Raw genomic sequence first — 18,408 nt, forward strand, 5'->3', positions numbered from 1 at the left:
TCTTATTATTTTTATGCTGTTTGTTTTAATGCACACTTGGCGAGCGGCAAAAGTGCCTTAGCCATCATTGTTATATTGTCTTGCTCACGGATTAGTTTGTCTTTCCACTGAGCTGCAGTCAGATCTTCACCTGTCTTTTTAGATGAAATTATTAAGTCAGGATTAGCAATCAACTTATCTATGGTCTGTTGCCCTTTAGGGATTTGAGATAGGTATCCAAAAGCTCGACCTTCATCAAAAATACGATCTAAGGCTGTTTCTAGCTCTTTATTGCCTTTATGATTCACAAAATCAGACTTATTTGAACGCCCTACGTGAATGAAATTAGTTTTTCCTGCACTATCTACCGTTCTAGACAATGTCGTGCCCCTATATTTCAGCTCTTGAACTAGGTTTCCTTCCTTATCTGTGTAGGATCTGGTCATTTCTTTATGGTATTTGCCATCTTCGTATCGTTGACGTTCTTTCCATTCAACTGCAATGCTATCGTCATGCTTAAACTCTTTAGCAGGGTTATTCAGGTCATCTTTAACTCTTATCTCTTTAGCTGTATGTGGAACACTTGCTTTTAATTCAGTAATCTTTTCCATTTCTTCTAAAAGTTTATACAGTGCTTCATTAGATTCAGGAGTGATTCTTGTACCTTTGGGTGTAGGTAAGTCAGGAACTAAGTTTCCGTGTTCATCCAATACCATACTTGGAAGGTCCATCTGTTCTATTGTCAGATCCCCTACTACTTCGTGATCCATGTTTCGATGTTGGAAAGCAGTTAGGTCATGTGGACTGATAAATAAGTCGTCTATAACAGGAAGGTCATCCAGATCTAATCTGTCTAATGTGCCTTCATAGCTTGATTCAGGTTTAATAGGAGCTTGTTCTATAGCTGCTGTTGATTCAGATTCAAAAACAGTTCTGTGTGTTGAGCCTGTACCACCATAATGTTGAGCTGTAATGTCATCTATCTTCTTGGTAAATGAATGTACTGCATTGCCTATCGTTGCATCTTTTGGAATGCCGTTGATACGCATTAAGTGATCAGGATTATCTGAAAACTTAGCTATAACAGATCTTGCTGATTGTTCAGGATTAGCTTTGATTGCTCTAAATACCTGTTCAGCCCCACCTCTTCCAAGTAAATGAGGGATATAGATCTGTGAGCCTGTAAGCGTTACACCTGTCTTATCTTGGATATACTTAATATTGGATTTAGTATGTTTGATACCAATTCTGATCTGTGTATTTAGGTCATGCCTATTTGCTCCTGTACCACCTTCTGCTGTCCAAGTTGAATCAATAAACTGAAATACACCAGTAGCTGAAGATTTAGGATTCTTGATTGTAGGACTGAATGTTCCACCACTTTCAAAATGTGCTAGAGCTACGATTGTTCTAGCATCTGCATCTGATAAACCAGCTCTTAAAGCTTCATCATATACAGCCTTCTTTGTGCCTGTAGCTGTAAAAGGTTTAATAGTATTATTAGCTGTGTTGTTAGAGCTATTAGTTTTATTTGAAATAGGTTGAGATGCACTATTAGTTGGCTGTTTTTTCTGATTGGCTTGGATGTGCTTTTTAACATCATCTAATGTCTTGAGCTTGCCACCAGTAGCTTCAGAGATATTAACCTTCTCTCCCTTCATCACTTGATCAATTGCTTGATTCAAATTGACTTCATGCTGTTTCAGGTCATCTACTGTCTCTGCAATATTAGGCAGGCTTGAAATATCTGCATCTGTTTGAGCTTGTTCAACTTTTGCATTGAAGTCTGCTTCAGCTTGATGGACTTGAAATTCAGGTATATCTGCACTCCCTTTAGCATTCATATAGCGTCCTGCTGCAAAGAATGTCGTACCAATTCCGAAGTTCATTAGGATTGCCGTAGGATCTGTAGCCATGTCTTTGTATTGTTGACCTTGCTTCTTATACCCTTTGCCTTCTAAATACTCCCCTTCCACATACATTGAACCTTGACCTACTGCTGTAGGCGCAGCAACTAGAGCTGCATAATCGAGTGCTAGAGACTTTTTAAAAACATTCGATACAGGTAAAAAAGCTAGGGCAGCGTTTGTAGCTCCATAGAGATTAGAAGCTGTATCTGCTGTGTCTTGGTCTACACCAAGTTGCTGAGTCATTCTTGTATGTTCTGTTGCTCTTGTACCAAAACCTACAGTAGCAGCCATACCATAAGGACCTAATGGTGCGCCTACAGCTCCTGCTGATACGACTTCAGTAATACCAGATGCAATGTGTCCTGCTGTTCCTTGATTGGTAGGAGTTAAAGCTTCATTCACTTGTTGCATTCGTTTATCTGCGACTTCATCACCTTCAACAAAACGGCTAACAGCATTAGATACAGATACAACGCCTTTAGCTGTACCTGATACTGCACCTAATCCTAAGTCTGACAATGTGCCACGTTTAAACTTCTTAGCATCTGTATTCTTTGTTTGGTCTAAAGCGAGATCCTGTTCTGTAAATTCTCCACTCAATAAGCCCATCTGTTTTCCTTCTTATTTAATTATTTTCATCATGTATGGTTTTGCTGTTTTCGGATTCTTCATGAGCTTGCCATTTGGTTGAACGAATACATACCATCCTGCTGCATTAGGTAAAGGCTGTACTACATGCGTCTTTAAAATGTCTTCGTCAGGAGGAAGAAAGCCTGTTTCTTTTCGATACTGTGTTCTGAAATGGTTGTGTATATGGTCTTCAAAACTATCTTGTGTAAAGCCGTAAGGCATAAAGATATGATTAGTATTCTTACCTAACTTCTGCTTATACGTACCACCTGTAGCAATACCGAAAGCTTGTTTAGCTAGATCCTTGTTGATTAGAGGATTACCCTTTTCATCGTATTTAATTGTCGCTTCACCACGTTTAGCCATACCCACATAAATTGAATAAGCTAAGTTTTGATATGCTCGATGCTGGCTTGTACCTACACCTACTGCATTGCCAAATTCAGGCTGTACTGTGAGATGGAATTGCTTTTCATCTGCGAACAATTTTGAATTGCCACCATTGATTAGTGCTTTGCCTTCTAAAGCGATATCTGCTGCTCTGATATTTGTTCCTGTTAAATGAACGTCTTTGTTATGAAGCATAGCGATACCGACATAGTCCATTGCATTCTTTTCACCACCAATCAGGCTGAAGTATTCCTTCTGAGCTTCTTTATTGCTCCCTGCCATTTTTGATAGATCTCCTAACATAGCTTTTTGCTTGCTTGGAGTAGCTGAGTGATAACGGTCTTGAAAGGCTGTACGTTCTGACTTATTCCATTGGATTAATGAGCCGACACCGCCATTTGCTTTCTTTTGGTCAGCTAATAGTTGAGTTGTGACTTGAGCCTTTTTAAAGTCTATTTGACCAGATCCGATCTGTTCAGGTGTAACTGTATAAAGCTTATGTCCTGTTTGAGCCTGTACTGAAGCAATGGGATCATCATTCGCTCTTTGCTTTGATGTTGCTGCAATTGTTTTGAATACATCTAATTTCTTTTGAAGCAAAGTAGCATCATCTTGAGGACTATTTTCTAATTCAGAAGTCAGTCTTGCGATACTACGTTCCTGTTCGATTGGAGAAGCATTTCTAAACTTTTGAGCATCTTTATTTAGTGCTACAGCTTCTCGTACTTGAGCTTCATATTGAGTTCCTTTCACTGCTTCTAGTGTTTGATTCACTAGGCTTGTCGATAATGGATAGCCTGTAAAAGCATCTGCTACAAAGTCTTTGGTTAGCTGTGCATGTTCCTTATCCAGCTCCTTAGCTTTAATTTCAATACCTCTATTAATACGGCTAATAGCTGTTTCAATATTTGATTTATATGCATCTCTCGTCTCTACTTTCATGTGCGGAAAGACTATATCCACGTTCTTATGAAGTTCCTGTAGAGCTTTAATATCTTGCTGTTCTTCTAAACTGCTTAATACGCCCTTACCTTCTGATAAGTCTCTACGTTGTTGCCAATCCTCTTCAGCTTTCACTCGTTGTTCAGGAGTTAAAACAGGATTGCGCTCTAGCGTATCTTTGAATAATGCGTAGCCTTGTTCTCTGTTTTCCAGTTTCAAAGTTGCTTCTGACATCTGTTCAAAGTCAGCGTTGATCTTGCGTCTCTCTGTTTCATGAGCAAGTGGCTTAATGCCAGCTTGTGAGTCTAGGAACATTTTTTCTGAATAGTAGCTGAACTTCTCTTTTTGTTGTTCAGGTAGTCGTTGACTGTAAGCTTCATTCAATTCGTCTGCACGTTGTCTTAAATGTGCTTTGGCAAGGTTTTCATCTAACTCCCCTGTCATTACACGATGCTTAGTTTCAGTCACAGCGTCTTGGTATTCAGCACCATATTTAGATGCTTCTATATTGAAATGGTATTGATCTTTTTCTTCTTGGATCTTCTGTTGTTCTAATAGTTTTTTAGAAGATAACTGCATACCAACTTGAGCCAAATTGTTTGTTGCTTCAGCTATTTGTTGGTTATTAATTCCTATGGTTCTGCCTGCCTGACTATGTGGCATGATCTGACCAAAGTTCCCCATCGGTATCGTCGCCATAATTACGCCCATCCTGATGAGTTAAGTCGAGTTGTATCCATTGTTAATTGATTAGAGTTTATCTTTGATGCTGATTGAGTTGTGGTATTCCCACCCATCGCACCTTTAGGCGCATTACCGACTGCTGATAAAAGTGTAGATCCAGTATTCAATACACCACTAACCGTTGCTTGATGTGCCTGTAATTTATAATTTGCCGCATCTGTTCTGTACTGTCCTGCTTGGTTCTTGTAGTTAAAGAAGGTTGTCCAAGCATCTTTAGTTGAGTTGAGATCTATATCTTCTTCAATGTCTTCTGTAACTGTATTTTCCGCATTCAGATCTAAACCTTGAGCCGCCATCTTAGCTCTTGCTGAACTTGCTTGCTTCTTGCCTAGCTCCCTCACTCTTTCAGCTTCAACTCGACCTTGTGACTCTGCCAATTTTGCATTTTCATTGGCTTGAGCTGCTTGTGCTTTTGCTGATTGTCGAGCGTTATAAGCACTATAAGCCGTTGATGCTACGGCTAAAGCTGTTGCCGCCCAATATGCGACTGCGGCTGCTCCTGCTACTGCCATCGTTTATTTAACCTCTTATTATTATTCTTTTTGCTTTTATAACTTCATTTCCAAGAAGCTTCCCGTATGTTGAAAACCCATCTTGGTATAAAAGTTTATTGTTTTATCTGTTTGAATACCTGTTGCCGTTCCACATTGAATCCAATCTGCACCAGCTTGCTTAGCCCATTCTTTAAAGGCTGTGATAAGCATATATGCTGCTCTACCACCTCTATTATTAGCTCTAACAAATAAGCAGTAATCGAAAGCCATTAGTGAGTCTGCTTGCCATTCTTCTTGTAAGCCACCAACAAATACACCAATGATTTTATCGTTGTCATCTTTAACGACTAACACACAGCCTTGTGTTGGAAAAAGGATTAAAGCTTGAAGTTGTGTTTTGACTTTATCTAAATTGACAGGTCTTTTCTTGTAGTTTGGAGATTCATTCCAAAATTGAACTGCTATTTCTAACAGTTCAGGAATGTCTAAAATTCTTGCGTGTTCTATTCTATACATTGGCTATTTAATTATTATTCCTTAATATATGGGTAACAAACCATAAGAAAAATCTTGTAGGTTCATACTCTTGTACTGGTAACTTCTCCAAATCCGTAGTTATCGGCATTTCAATCGCTCGATAAAAGCCCCAGTTAATAAATTCTTGTTGTACATTTTTCTCTTTTTTTGAAAAAAAACTCCAAACTCTTCGGCTATACGCTACCTCTTCTCTAGAGTGTTTACTACGGTCTCCAAAAAGAGCATCTAATCCTATGCTCTCATGTTCCAAATCAAACTCTTTATTTGTTATCTCTTTTTCTGGTAGATAACCTTCTAAAATATTCATTAAGTGTCGATTCAAATTATTAATGATATGAAGTAGATGATCTAAAAATGCTTTTTCAATTTTTCCATGTACGTATAGGGTAAAAGCCCTTGCTATCATTTGACTTTGTTCATCTATATGTGTCTGTTCTAATATTTTAAATATTTCAGCACCTAAACGTAAATTGTCTGGATTCTCCTTGAAAAATTTTTCTACCTCCTCCTGATTAAACTCTACAGTTTCGAGAAAAGTTTTAACTTGAAGATAATAAAGAGCTTCATTATTTTTCTGTGCATATTCTTTAATTTCGGCAATAGAATCTCTCACAGCACTTCCCATTCCAGCAGAAAAAGTATCAGCAATACCTAGTCCTACATTTTTTGCTGTAATTTTTAATAGATCATATCCACTCATTGTTTTAACTCTTTAATTATCTAAAGAAAATTATTTTATCTGTCATTCATATTCACTTCTAGTACTGCTGCTGTTATGTGGAATGGCAACGGTTCATCTTGTGATATTTCTAATTTGAAATTGTCGTATGTATTCCAGCCATCTAAAGAAATTCTCTTCTGACCTGTAAATTGTTTTGGCTTATCTAAAGCTTCTTCATCAAACTCTTTCAGCTCTATCATTTCGCCATTCACTTTAGGGTTGATGGATTTGTACATATAAAGGTTTAAATGATCCACTTTAAATAAAGCAGGATTCGTTGTTGTTGGAGCTTGGCTTAAATCAGGAGGAAGTAGGCTAACTTTAGCTGTGAACTTTCTACCGATAATGACCTCTTCTACTAAATCATCACATTCAATATGAATCGTATCCCCTTCTCTATGTAAGATTGGAATAGCGTAGGTATGTGTTTCGTCTTTATAGTAAGCAGCGACATTCTCACCAAGTATGTTGATCAATGAATGTTTTACAGTACAGTCGTCTTCCTTATGCGTAACTTGAGCTGTGATTGCTGTATCCAGTAATAGACTTTCTTTTAGCTGTTCAATTTGAAGCAAGCCATCTCTGTTCACTAGAAAATAAACTTTATCAGCCCCTGTAGTTGATGGTAACGATGCAATACTAATTACATTCCCACCTATGTCATGTTTAGCCCATGCGATAACTGATTGCTCTCGATCCAGTGTTAGCGTTGCTAGTTTTCCATTGTTCATAACAATCCAAATTACTGAATCAGGCTCTTGTTGGTATGTCATCTCTTTAAAGCCACCACCATCTTCACCAAGATGTGATGCTAATACTGATAGCTCATTCGATACTAAGCCGTCCTGTGCATAGTCATAAACAAGTGTGCGGATTCGTTCTGCACCACGCTGTATAAATAGAAGCTCACTCCCGACCTTAATTGGTTTAATGGTTGAGACAATTCCATAAGCTGTATGTTCTAAGATATTTGCATTCGTTGGACTCAGTGAGTCTTGAGCATTAATAGTTAATTCAGATCCACCACAGAAAACAACGATACCTCTACTCTGACTAAGATGTAGGACGTTTGATAATTGTTCTGAAGACGCAGCTACAGTGAATGAGTCACCATCTAATGTAGTTGTCAGAAAGTTAGATTCATCACCTGTACGGCTCAACCAAATATAGTTTGGATACTTACTTGATCCAGCTAAAACTAAACGCTGTTGAAAGTATGTGATGGCTCTAGGGTAGCCAAATGTTTCGTTAAAGATAGGTTCTTTGATTGTCCAAGATCGAGCTATAGCTTCTACGTTTGCACTTAGTTTGACTAGAATCTCACCTGAAACTTGAGTCTGTGAAATGAAGCGGTCTACTCGAATTACGCCACTATTTACAAAGATATATTTACCAACAATAGATGAGTTAAAAGCAGTTGCTTCTTCAATTGAGATCTTCTGCCAGTAAACAACTTCTGTGTACGTCACTTCTCCTGTATCAGGATCTGTTGTTAAAGCATATTCATCTTTAGGCACTTGGTTCATGTGATCTACTAAGCATCTGTAATACTTAATAGAAGGTCCAGCGACAAGCAAATAACAGATATCCCCTACCGTGTATTGTTTGTTCGTTGCATGAATTGCATAGATTGATGCTGTTAATGTTGTCGTCTTGCCTACATTCATTTCTGTAGATTTAAGTGATAGCGCAGGCGTATATGTGTCTTCTAATGGAGGTACTGAATAAGTAAATTTATCAAACGCCCAATTTGTAAAATCCTCTGAGCATCTAATCCAAGATACTGGATGATTACCATGTACGAGCCAAAGGTTATAGCGACTCTGACAAAAGTTAATATCTTTGATCTGTGATGCTGTGTATTGAGTTGAGAAGGTCTTAATTAATGTGCCTTCCGTACTCAGAATATTGATTGAGAAAGGTTTGAAGACTACAAGAAAGTTATTACCGTGACTGACCACAAAAGGAATGATTCGGATTGCATCTTGTTCAATTCTTAATAGCTCAGTGCCGCCACGTTTCTTGATACCTCCTTCAATTATGGGAAGCATATTCTCTACAGATTTTGCTCCATTCTTAAATTGGTTTAGATCGGTGCGCATCCAAATTAATGGGCTTAACTCTCCTGAAGTGAAGTTATTCTTTATTAAATTGATCTTAGCCATATCGTCTCGTTAATGTGTAATCTTCATCTTTGAAGAACTGCATACTCAAAACTTCCTGTCCCTGAACTGCTTTCGATTGTTTGATTAGGTCCTGACATTGGATATAAAAGGACTCCCCTGCTCCTTGAGATCCTGTAATTGGTTTAGCTACTTTAGAAGCCAGATATAAGATTAGGCATTCAATAAATAGTGAGTCGAAGGTTTCTTCGTTTGCGTTATCGAATACGAAAATGAGTTCGATACTTTCTGTATTTGTGAGTAGTCGATCTGTCTCTTGCACATAATCATCTGTGCTAACTGAAATGATTCTGATTAGATCGTTTGGAAGTTGGTATTGATACTCATAACCGAAATCAGGTTTCTGAGTTAATGGTGATAGTTTGATTCGCTTAGTTGCGAAGTTGAATGGATGGAGTCTAAGTAACGCTTTACGTGATGTGTCATACATACCTTTCATACGTTTAGCTATACTTGTTTTTTCGTCAAAGCTTGTAATGCTATCTGACCCGATCAGGCTTAAAGCTTGATTGCATATATCAATTTTAGTTGTCATGTAGCGTCCTTAGTTATTTTTATTATTAGGTAATGAAAGCTCCCTATCCTGTTAAAGATAAAGAGCTTTATATTATTTAATTAGCTTTATTAATAGAGCTATTAAACCTTAAATTTGAAAGCAATTACTTTCTTCTCGTCTGTTCGTACACACCCTGTAGCACGTTTCTCACCAATTGAAAGCATACGACCTTGAGTCTCAACTTCTACAATTTTTAAAGGAGATACGATGTTCATACCAAGTTGCAATGCAGAACGTGTGTAAGCAACGCCAGTAGCAGACAAGCCATCTGTTGAAGTCATACCGTTATACATTACCCATTTAAAGCCTAAAAAGTCTGAGATTTGACCGTTCTGAAGCATACGAGCCGCAATATAATCAGCACTTGTAAGTTCTTTATCAGCCAAAATCGCATTAAGCATTGAAGGGTTATAGAGCAAAGTAATTTCTTCATCTACATCGTTTTCAAGAAACTTAGTTCTGATATCAATTAAAAGCTGCTTTGTAATCGGAGTTGCTACATCACCTAATACATGATCGGCTGGTAGTGTCACTTGAGTATATACATCTGAGCCGTTTTCTTTACGTTGAGCTGTACCAATTAAGCCGTTGTAAATAACACTATCAATTTTTCTATTCCACTTCGCATGTAAGCGTTGCAGAATTTCATCTTGTGGCTGTGCTTTTAGCTTGTACAACTCATTAATATCAATACGAGTAAAATTGTCAAAATTACTCATAACAGCAAAACGAGAAGCAAAGCTTACATCTGTATATTGTGTTTCACCGAATCGTGTAGGAGTTGTAAAATTATCTCCCAATGATCCGAGTTCGTTACAGCTAAAACCAACACCAGTTACTGCACCAATATTGTTTACTGTTCCTAATAGTTTTGATTCTTTCTGCTCTAATAGAGCTAAATATGTGTCTGCGTACTGTTTTACAAATACGCTATCAATAGTGTCCCATGAAGTTGCCATAGTTATTATTGTCCTTATTTTTATAGATTTATTAATAGAGCTATTATTAGCTCTTTATTATTGTTGTGATTGTAGAGCTAGTAGATGTCTCAGTTGTCCGTATGGGCTGATTTATGTGATACCTTTCCTATGCTCTACATAAGGACTTGGGTATGGCTTAAAGCTTTATCTGAACGCCACTTCAGGAGCTATTTGTTTATCGTCTTAGGCTGTTGTAATACGAATCGATCTGAGCTTTCACTGACTTATGTTCAGGATGGCGAGGATCGAAAAAGGCTTCACTACGCATTAAAGAAGTAATGTCTGTACTAACTGATGTACCGTTATTAATTGGTCTATCTTCTGCAATCTGTGAACCAAAATAAGCGAGTGCTTTAATTACATGAATGTTATTGCCGATACTTGGATCGTTGATGTGTTCTTCGGATAAGCCTGCTGATTTAGCTGCTCGAATAGCTGAGAAAATATTAGATTCATAATCATTTCCCCATTCTGATTGAAGTGACTGGATAGTTGAGTCCGTATCAAACTGTGAGCTGTTAGTAACTAAATTGACCGCACGTTTGTCGTACTCAGATAGTAGGAAGTCGAGTTGTTTATTTGTGATCCCATGCTTGTGTGCTTCAGATAAAAATTGCTTATTTGATTCGTCTGCTTTGAAGTCTTCAAAGTTAAAATCTTCTCGTTCAATCTTATATTCATCTACGGTTTTAGGAGCGACTTCACCAGTTCCGACCTTTTTTTCCAAGTAGCTGTAGCTCTCATTCATCTTGGCTACTGTCGCTTTATAATCTACTGATCCATCTTCTGATACCACTTTAAACTTATCAGGAATAGCTGCTTCATTAGAGCTATTATTAACTGTACTTAATACAGTCTCTAAAGCTGTATCTTGTTCATTAGATTGTAGTTGTTCTACATTGTCTGTCATTATTATTCTCTTTTTTAATTCTTGTTATTTGTTATGTTCAGCTTCTTTAATACGAGCCAAGATGAAGTCAATGACATCTTTCTGACCGCAGTTAAATGCTGTCTGTGTAGCTGAGTCTTTATCAAATATAAACTGTGCATGAAAGGTAGCGATTAGTTCATCTAATACCTGTATGCCTTCATTACTTGTAAAGACTCTTTGATATTTATTGCTGTTCAAACATTTCTCCTAATTGCTCAGGACTCATGTTCTTCGCTTGATCTTTTGCTATGTCCATTGCTGTTGAGCCAACTTCTGACATTACTGCCTGCTGCTGTTGTTGCTGTTGCATAGCTTGTTGTTGTTCTTGTTTAAGCTGTCTCAGTTCTGCTATCTCATCTGATGTACGAATTGCTTCTTTAGGTACGTTTAATCCATCTGCCATGATTTGTACCATTGCATCTAGGTTAAGGTTGTCTAAGACTGTCTGATCAATTGTTGCCATTTGACCTACATTCAACATTAGTTCTTGAGCTGATGTTACCCACTCAAGTTTTTGTGAAGCAGCCATCGGGTTTAAGAAATTAAAGCTTATACGTGAAGCTTGCATTAGCTCTTCAGGTGCTGGAGGTAAAACACCAGATCTCATTGCTAATCCCCAACATCTTTCTAGTAATGTTTGAAGATACTCAGCCTGCATTCGACTAAAAACGCTTCCTAGTTGGTTACGATATACATTCACTCTTGCTTGTATTTCTGTCGCTGTAAGTGGTGCTGAACCTTGTGGTGTGAGTTGGTCAGACATCAATGTACGTTTAATCTTAGCTTGGAAGTGTTGTAAGAAATCTAAGCCCATACCAACCGTTGATGAACCTGTATCCAATCGTTTAATAGAGTTATCAATAGAGTTAACAGCGATGATTGCATTAGGGCGAATACGAAGTGTATTGGGGTTTACAACGCCATCATGGGCTGCTAGCCAAAGTCCACCGAGGTTTAGCTCTGCTGTCTGTAATGAGAGCTTCATGAGCTGATTAGTTGTCTTAACGTCTGCTAGAACCATACTTGCCATTCCTAAGCCGTATGGACTCTCTGGGATCTTTCTAAATCTACTTACTACACATGGGAACTCTTCAAATCCTGACTCTTTTAAGATGTGTTTGGATTGAGCTTCTATTGTGTATGAAGCGAAAGGCATTGCTTTACCTAATCGTTTACCTTCATCACCTTTGATGTATTGCTTATCTCTTGGGAAGATTGCTTGAACAAGTGTGAACTTCTGATCAGGTTTCTTTTCTACTGCAGCTTTAACTTTGTCTGAGACATTGTTAATACCAAACTCAGTTACGATTTGCTCGGCTGATAACTCGAACTCTCTGTAGATTGTATCGATCAATCCATTCGCCTGAGTTGATGAGATATAGCAGTTACCTATTGACCATGTATGAAATGAGAAGCCACCTTTATCACGCTGAGTATCAACGTATAAAACAGCCCATCCAGCAACAATTAGATCTGTAAGGAAGTCTGTTACTTCACTATCAAAATTTGAACTGTGTATGTTGCGGAAGATAAAATTATCTACTGTATCGAGCCACTGTTCGCCTTGTGTGAGTTGAGAGGGTGTATCTATGCCTGATGGTACTGATTTGAACCATAAGCTAACAGGTGATGTTGTGCCGCTATAAACGCTTGATACTAAGAGTTGGATACCTTCACATGCTGTTGTGTCATATAACTCATTTCTTGCTGTCTTACGTTCTTGTTCTAGCCCAGATGATGTTACGTCTTGGAAGGATTGTTGTCGTTCAGGTGCGCAATATTTATAACAATCACGCCATGTAGCTTCATGCTTTACACGTTCAGATTTAAGTTGAGAGAGACGCTTTAATATTTGTTGTGCGTTCAATCTCGTTAAGTTCCTGTTTTCGTATTACTCGAATTGTTACTGCCAGTGTTTTGGTTTCTTTGCATCATGTTTCCTAATGCTGAACCTTGATTAAATAGGCTACCCAGTACAGAGCTTTGTTTATATTTACGTCTCGATGCTGTGTTTTCGTTAGCTTCTTTCTGAGCCAACTCTTTAGCCTTACGTTCAATCTCTTCGGCTGAATCCTGCTTTTGAACTTTTGGTTTTGATCCCATTGTTATTGTTCCTATAGTTATTATTTTGATCTGCTGTTGATGTTGCAAAATGCGTGTGCGCATACGTGCGTGTAGGTATATAGAAGGGCAATCTAATTCTTCATCTAGCACTTGGATCTATGCAGTCTTTTCTTTAATTATTATTGTCTTTGTACTGTAGTCGTTGTATTCGTAAGTGATTAGATGTCTCTTTTTTAAAAGTTTTATATGTCTGTTTTAAATACAGATCTTATTTATTTTTTTATAATATTAGAGCTATTGTTAGAGCTATTAATGTAGCCCAGAATAGAAAGAGAAAAACTAAACTGAGCTAAAAGGGGGATCTGATAGCCTACCTAAATAAGCTATGAGTTAAGGATGGAATAAAGGATATATAAATGACTGACCTAGTTTTTATTATTACTCTTATTCAGCCTAAGTCGTTCTAAATAAGTAATGTGAAATATATCACATTTTTATAACTTTGTCAAGATCTTTCTACTATATATAGTATATAATACTCATTAAAAGCACTATATTTAGTATTTTCATTTAATGCCAAACTTATCTATTACTTTATAGATATCTCCATATATTGTAGAATAATCAGGCACTATAGTTAAAGTATAGTAAATAGGCTTCGCTGATTCTCTAATGTCACCAGTTAATGGTTCTAGGTCTGATTCACGGAACATATAAATATCTATTTTAAAGGTGTTGTAATCTACTTGTTCTAAACTTTGAAGATTACCTAAATTGAAAAAAGGTTCATCCTCTACATGATTTAAGACATTATGCTCTTGGATAATATATCTATTTGCATATTCATTATATGCCACTTCAGTTAAATAATAAGAATAATTTTTCCCAGAAGCACCAATGCTACAAGCCTCATATCCACCCCAAAGCACATAATAGTTATTAATACCTTGGTAAACTTTCGATGTATCTGTAAATGTAACTGTATAGTTTTCGGGATTAGGATCGCCAAAATTATTATATTTAGATTTTTCAAACGTGGTATCGCATGCAGTTGATAATGCATAATCCTTGACTGGCTGTAATGCTTGTTCTTTTTGAGTCGGTCTTTCTGCAGAAACATTTGAGCAGACAATAAGAGCAAGTAGGGCTGTACTAAATTTCATGCTGTTTTCCATATTCGTTACATACCCATTTGCTTTTCAATTTCAGTACATTTCTTATTACCTAAAGGCTGAAGCATTTTTGTGATTTTCTTATTCATCTCACTAATATTACCTTTTAAATCAAACTTATTTTTACCAACTTTATTATAGTCATCAACAATACTTTTATTCGCATAGTAAAAGGCTATTTGATTTTGAATGTCTTGAATATTCAGACAAATATTAAAGAGATCTTTTGACTGATTCTTTTCATATTTATTTTGATACCAATTAATAGTAGTCTGAGCTTCTTCTAATTTGGCATATAAAATATCTATTGCTGTAAAGTCCGCCATATCCTTAACTTTCACTGGCTCTACATAAAAATTTGGCAAAATATTGGTATACATCAATATTCCATTTTTTATCGATGCAGTTGACTCGTTTTCATTCTTCGGTAAATAATTTTCACTCTGAAAAATTATAGTTGATTTACTTTTATCTTCTTCAAATGTTCCATTCGATAAAGTTCGAGTTAATTCACTCCTATTATCTGCAAATGTGAAAGTTGAAGTAATTGCTAATACTGTGACTAATGCCGTTCTAAGTTTCATTTTATAAGTTGTTGTAAATTTTAAGATAAATCAGTATAGCATTAAGTTTATAAGCCATTAAATAATATTTTAGGCTGATAGTAGGACTCATTCATTTATATGGTTGTCTCCATATACTTCATCCTTACATGAGCCTTCTGTTATTAAATTACGTTCCATCGTATCGTAGACTGTTGTTAGCATGCCTTCTGCTATTTCCTTAGCTTCATGTGCAATTTGTAAATCGTTATAGAAGTTGGAGACTGTGACCATATCTTGTAGATTGATAAGCATTTTGCAGAGCTGAAACGAAAACTCCTGCCTATCTTTCTCTATATTATTTTTTGCCAAATCTTTAGCGAGATTAAAGTCACTTAGTAGGCTTATAGAAATTCTTTTAAATTGTTCCTGTCTTTCTTCAATAATAGATTCATCTGCCACTGGTTCTGATTCTGCTTGTACTGTTGAGATACTGGATAAAGCTAATAGTGCGAGTAGGGCAGTTATTAGTTTCATTTATGGAGTATCTCTTTACAAGTTTTCCCTGTTTCAGATTTCACAAGGCTACTATATTGTTTAATTTCACTTTCACTGAACATAATTTCATATTTAGAGTTGTCTTTTCCAAAATTTTTATTAAGTTTCAAAAAATCAAGGTACGCAAATTGCGCTCCAACACCATTGCAATAAGCTCTGTGTATATCTCCATAACTTGACATCTCTGTCAAATATAACCTTTTCATTAATTTTTTTACTTGTTCAAATTCGGCTTTTGAGCTTACTTTTATAGGTGCAACATAAGATGGATAAATACTTCTATCCTGATTTAAATTGACTTCATCTGCATACCTACTCATTTTTTCAGCAGTTCTTATAATATCTTTTGGATCTAGATTTTGTGCATATAAATTGGGAGTTCCTATGAAAACATAAACAATTGCAAATAAGTTTCTTAGTTTCATTTTATAAGTTGTTGTAAAGCTTCTGATAACTCAGTATAGCATTCTGTACCTGAGCCGTTGAATGAGATTTTAGGCTTATAGTGATACTCATTCATTTCTGTTTTGAACTGTACTTCCATGTCATAGACTGCTTCTGGTGTATCAGGTAGCTCTAATAGAATCTCCCATTCGTATGGCATTGAGCGGACTGTACCGTATCTAGTCAGAATGTTGTTCATTGTTATGCCGAGCTTATAAAACGTCTCTTCTTTGTTCCAGCATCGTATTAAGTAGAAGATTGGTTGACCGCCATTCAGTACAGCTTGGTCTAGGAAGGACTGTCGTTTGCAGCCTTTAATTTTTATTTTTTTCATGATCTCTTTAGAGACCTATTAACAGGTCTTGTAATTGGTCTTTTATTTGTTATATTATTATTAATGCTTACACAAATTGAGCGAAAACCACTATGAATAACATTATCCACAGTCGCTTTACGGCTAGTGTTTCTAAGCTCAAAGAGAATCCAATGAAAGTCGTTAGCGATGGATTCGGTGAAGCTGTAGCTATTCTGAATAGGAATACTCCTGCTTTTTACTGCGTTCCTGCTGATCTATATCAAGAAATGATGGACTTAATTGAAGATCGAGAGCTTCTGAAACTAGCTGAACAAGTCGATACTGAAGAAACAGTAAAGGTATCTATTAATGAGTTACGAGCTAGAGTTCGCAAAAGCAGCTCTGAAGAAGTTTAATAAATTAAATCCTCAAATAGCTGAACAATTTATTAATAAGTTGGAAGCTATCTTAGAGAATCCAAAGATACCTAAAAATAAGCTGCGAGGATCTAATGATCTATACAAGATAAAGCTTAGGTCCGCAGGATATAGATTGGTGTACCAAGTTATTGATGACAGGGTAGTGATATTAGTCCTTGACGTTGATAGACGGGACACCATCTATAAGAATATGTAAGCTAGATTAGCCCTCAGTCTCTGATTGTTGGGCTTTTTTAGTACGTGGCTTTCTTGTTTTTGGAAGGACAGGGACATGACCATCTGCTGTAGTTTGAGGGTTAGCTTTGACTAAGTTGATGCTATTAACTTCTAAGCTGGCTTCTAAAGCATTGCTGATACCAGATTTAAAAGTACGGATCTCAAAGTCTTCAGGAGTTTTAAAGTACTGCTCAGATACAGAGAAGGGGATAGTTGGTCCATTTAGGATAAGTTGTAGCTTTGTCAGATCTGAAAGTTCGGGGTTAAAGTCGTTATAAGTTGCTAATACAAATTTCTTTTTGTTGGTAATGATGAATACTGAATACATATTTTTCTCTTAATTTATGATTTTATTTATTATTTTTTGATGTCGCTTTCATATAAATATTATTTATAGAAAGATGATCTTTATATCATATTTTTTTATACTTGTCAATCTTTCTATAACTTTAAGTAATAAGAATACCTATTCTACATAGGCTATTTACTGATCTCTAACTTTTTATCTTCAGGTCTAAAGCTAGGATCTAAACATGTACGTTGAATACCCTCTACAAAATTAGAAAAGTGATCCCTTATATTTTCTTCTCCTTTAACTATTGGCTCTTTGTATGCTTCAGCAATAACCCAATCTACCATTTCTTTAATACTTTCATGCTTTAAGTATCTTTGTAATTCTTTATCTTCAAAATTTTCAACCCATATAGGAGTTTCTTCAATATCTATGTTAATCATTCTTTGGGTTATAGCTACTTCAGCTACAGTAGTAACCACATTGCAATAACGAATATCACTTTCTTTGTTAGCTAGAGATTTTTGAGAAAGTAATAAGAATAAAGTTAAAAAAACTATCTTTTTCATAATTATGAAGTACCTATAATTTATTAAATTCTATTTTAATTGGTATTAAAAATAAACATATACAAAAGCAGCCAGTTTAATACAGTGTCCGTGTTGGGTACGAAGTACACAATATGGATGATGGATTGTTTATTGGCTGTTAATGATAGCTGATATACGACTGATAAGGAGTATAGAAGGTTGAATGTTACAGATACGAATACCACTACATCCGAAGGATCAGATAGAGCTACGAATACCAATTCTATTTAAAGTTATTTTTAATTAATAATTAATTTTTATTAAAATAAAGAAAAAGCTAATTCTATTCTTATATCTGATTTGGTATTGAAAAAAACAAATTGGTGAGCAGTCAGTTCAATGTTGAAGATGGATCTATACCTGACAAGGTATGGATCCAGATTAAAGATTGATTACTGACTGTTAAAGGTTGTTATTCATTGACTGATAAGGAAATGAATAAGAAGCTTGTTATAGCTTTAAACAACTATTTAATTAAATAAGAATAGGGAAGAAATAGTAAATAGATCGTCAGATCTGTTTGCTGTTTCTGATAAATGGTTAAGTAGAATGGAATGAGATCTGAAGCTCCTTAGAGCTTTAGATTGAATGGTCTAATCTTATAAATAGACACTTTCAAACTATCTTATGCCGAACATATTGGTTTATTTGAATTTAAATAATTTATTACTGTGGACAACTTGCGTACTTATACTAAGTATTAAAGGGTATTCTGTCAAAAAAAAAAGAACATTTTATCCTATCTTACTGTTTTTCCTATATAAACATTGATGTTTTTGTATTTAAAAAAAAAGAGAA

At 36.0% G+C, this 18,408-nt stretch carries 21 protein-coding genes; 2 read left to right on the forward strand and 19 right to left on the reverse strand.

The window, feature by feature from the left end; all coding sequences use genetic code 11:
• Positions 1 to 11: 11 nt before the first annotated feature.
• From G0029_RS17710 to G0029_RS17790, 17 genes are all read right to left on the reverse strand, one after another.
• Positions 12 to 2,498 carry a hypothetical protein gene (locus G0029_RS17710; RefSeq protein WP_180110197.1) on the reverse strand — a complete coding sequence of 829 codons (2,487 nt, stop codon included), beginning with the start codon at positions 2,496 to 2,498 and terminating at the stop codon, positions 12 to 14.
• Positions 2,499 to 2,510: 12 nt separating this feature from the next.
• Entirely contained in the window at positions 2,511 to 4,550 is a 2,040-nt protein-coding gene (locus tag G0029_RS17715) for a hypothetical protein (protein WP_180110198.1), read from the reverse strand.
• A gap of 2 nt (positions 4,551 to 4,552) precedes the next feature.
• Positions 4,553 to 5,107, reverse strand: coding sequence for a hypothetical protein (locus tag G0029_RS17720; protein ID WP_180110199.1), 555 nt, complete (start codon positions 5,105 to 5,107; stop codon positions 4,553 to 4,555).
• Positions 5,108 to 5,143: 36 nt separating this feature from the next.
• Entirely contained in the window at positions 5,144 to 5,605 is a 462-nt protein-coding gene (locus G0029_RS17725) for a GNAT family N-acetyltransferase (RefSeq protein WP_180110200.1), read from the reverse strand.
• 7 nt (positions 5,606 to 5,612) lie between these two features.
• Complete coding sequence (locus G0029_RS17730) at positions 5,613 to 6,326, reverse strand: hypothetical protein (protein ID WP_180110201.1); 714 nt, start codon at positions 6,324 to 6,326, stop codon at positions 5,613 to 5,615.
• Between the two features lie 35 nt (positions 6,327 to 6,361).
• Positions 6,362 to 8,512, reverse strand: a complete 2,151-nt coding sequence (locus G0029_RS17735; protein ID WP_180110202.1) for a hypothetical protein — start codon at positions 8,510 to 8,512, stop codon at positions 6,362 to 6,364.
• Positions 8,505 to 9,065: a hypothetical protein gene (locus G0029_RS17740; RefSeq protein WP_180036086.1), complete on the reverse strand. Its 561-nt coding sequence runs from the start codon at positions 9,063 to 9,065 to the stop codon at positions 8,505 to 8,507. The genes G0029_RS17735 and G0029_RS17740 overlap by 8 nt, the downstream gene beginning before the upstream one ends.
• 101 nt (positions 9,066 to 9,166) lie before the next feature.
• Positions 9,167 to 10,045: a phage capsid protein gene (locus G0029_RS17745; protein ID WP_180110203.1), complete on the reverse strand. Its 879-nt coding sequence runs from the start codon at positions 10,043 to 10,045 to the stop codon at positions 9,167 to 9,169.
• A 196-nt stretch (positions 10,046 to 10,241) separates the two neighbouring features.
• Entirely contained in the window at positions 10,242 to 10,976 is a 735-nt protein-coding gene (locus G0029_RS17750; RefSeq protein WP_180110204.1) for a hypothetical protein, read from the reverse strand.
• Positions 10,977 to 11,000: 24 nt separating this feature from the next.
• A complete protein-coding gene (locus tag G0029_RS17755) occupies positions 11,001 to 11,195 on the reverse strand; it encodes a hypothetical protein (protein WP_180036089.1) in 195 nt (64 codons plus the stop codon).
• Positions 11,182 to 12,864, reverse strand: a complete 1,683-nt coding sequence (locus tag G0029_RS17760; protein WP_180110205.1) for a portal protein — start codon at positions 12,862 to 12,864, stop codon at positions 11,182 to 11,184. The genes G0029_RS17755 and G0029_RS17760 overlap by 14 nt, the downstream gene beginning before the upstream one ends.
• Positions 12,865 to 12,869: 5 nt before the next feature.
• Entirely contained in the window at positions 12,870 to 13,100 is a 231-nt protein-coding gene (locus tag G0029_RS17765; RefSeq protein WP_078191577.1) for a hypothetical protein, read from the reverse strand.
• A gap of 527 nt (positions 13,101 to 13,627) precedes the next feature.
• A complete protein-coding gene (locus G0029_RS17770; RefSeq protein ID WP_180110206.1) occupies positions 13,628 to 14,224 on the reverse strand; it encodes a hypothetical protein in 597 nt (198 codons plus the stop codon).
• Positions 14,225 to 14,241: 17 nt separating this feature from the next.
• Positions 14,242 to 14,817, reverse strand: coding sequence for a hypothetical protein (locus G0029_RS17775; protein WP_180110207.1), 576 nt, complete (start codon positions 14,815 to 14,817; stop codon positions 14,242 to 14,244).
• An 87-nt stretch (positions 14,818 to 14,904) separates the two neighbouring features.
• Entirely contained in the window at positions 14,905 to 15,312 is a 408-nt protein-coding gene (locus G0029_RS17780; RefSeq protein WP_180110208.1) for a hypothetical protein, read from the reverse strand.
• Positions 15,309 to 15,758, reverse strand: coding sequence for a hypothetical protein (locus G0029_RS17785; RefSeq protein WP_180110209.1), 450 nt, complete (start codon positions 15,756 to 15,758; stop codon positions 15,309 to 15,311). The genes G0029_RS17780 and G0029_RS17785 overlap by 4 nt, the downstream gene beginning before the upstream one ends.
• Positions 15,755 to 16,111, reverse strand: a complete 357-nt coding sequence (locus tag G0029_RS17790) for a hypothetical protein (protein ID WP_218948134.1) — start codon at positions 16,109 to 16,111, stop codon at positions 15,755 to 15,757. The genes G0029_RS17785 and G0029_RS17790 overlap by 4 nt, the downstream gene beginning before the upstream one ends.
• A gap of 92 nt (positions 16,112 to 16,203) precedes the next feature.
• On the opposite strand from G0029_RS17790, the gene G0029_RS17795 reads away from it, so the two are divergent.
• Together G0029_RS17795 and G0029_RS17800 are read left to right on the forward strand one after the other, a co-directional pair.
• The gene (locus G0029_RS17795) at positions 16,204 to 16,488 is read left to right on the forward strand and encodes a type II toxin-antitoxin system Phd/YefM family antitoxin (protein ID WP_180110210.1); all 285 of its coding nucleotides are present in this window, start codon (positions 16,204 to 16,206) and stop codon (positions 16,486 to 16,488) included.
• Positions 16,442 to 16,708 carry a type II toxin-antitoxin system RelE family toxin gene (locus G0029_RS17800; protein ID WP_180110211.1) on the forward strand — a complete coding sequence of 89 codons (267 nt, stop codon included), beginning with the start codon at positions 16,442 to 16,444 and terminating at the stop codon, positions 16,706 to 16,708. The genes G0029_RS17795 and G0029_RS17800 overlap by 47 nt, the downstream gene beginning before the upstream one ends.
• A gap of 6 nt (positions 16,709 to 16,714) precedes the next feature.
• On the opposite strand, the gene G0029_RS17805 is transcribed toward G0029_RS17800, so the two are convergent.
• On the reverse strand, positions 16,715 to 17,056 hold the full coding sequence (locus G0029_RS17805) for a hypothetical protein (protein WP_180036097.1): 342 nt from the start codon (positions 17,054 to 17,056) through the stop codon (positions 16,715 to 16,717).
• 152 nt (positions 17,057 to 17,208) lie between these two features.
• A complete protein-coding gene (locus G0029_RS17810; RefSeq protein WP_180110212.1) occupies positions 17,209 to 17,589 on the reverse strand; it encodes a hypothetical protein in 381 nt (126 codons plus the stop codon).
• Positions 17,590 to 18,408: the final 819 nt, after the last annotated feature.

The organism is Acinetobacter sp. YH12138, assembly GCF_015218525.1.
GTDB classification, from domain to species: domain Bacteria; phylum Pseudomonadota; class Gammaproteobacteria; order Pseudomonadales; family Moraxellaceae; genus Acinetobacter; species Acinetobacter amyesii.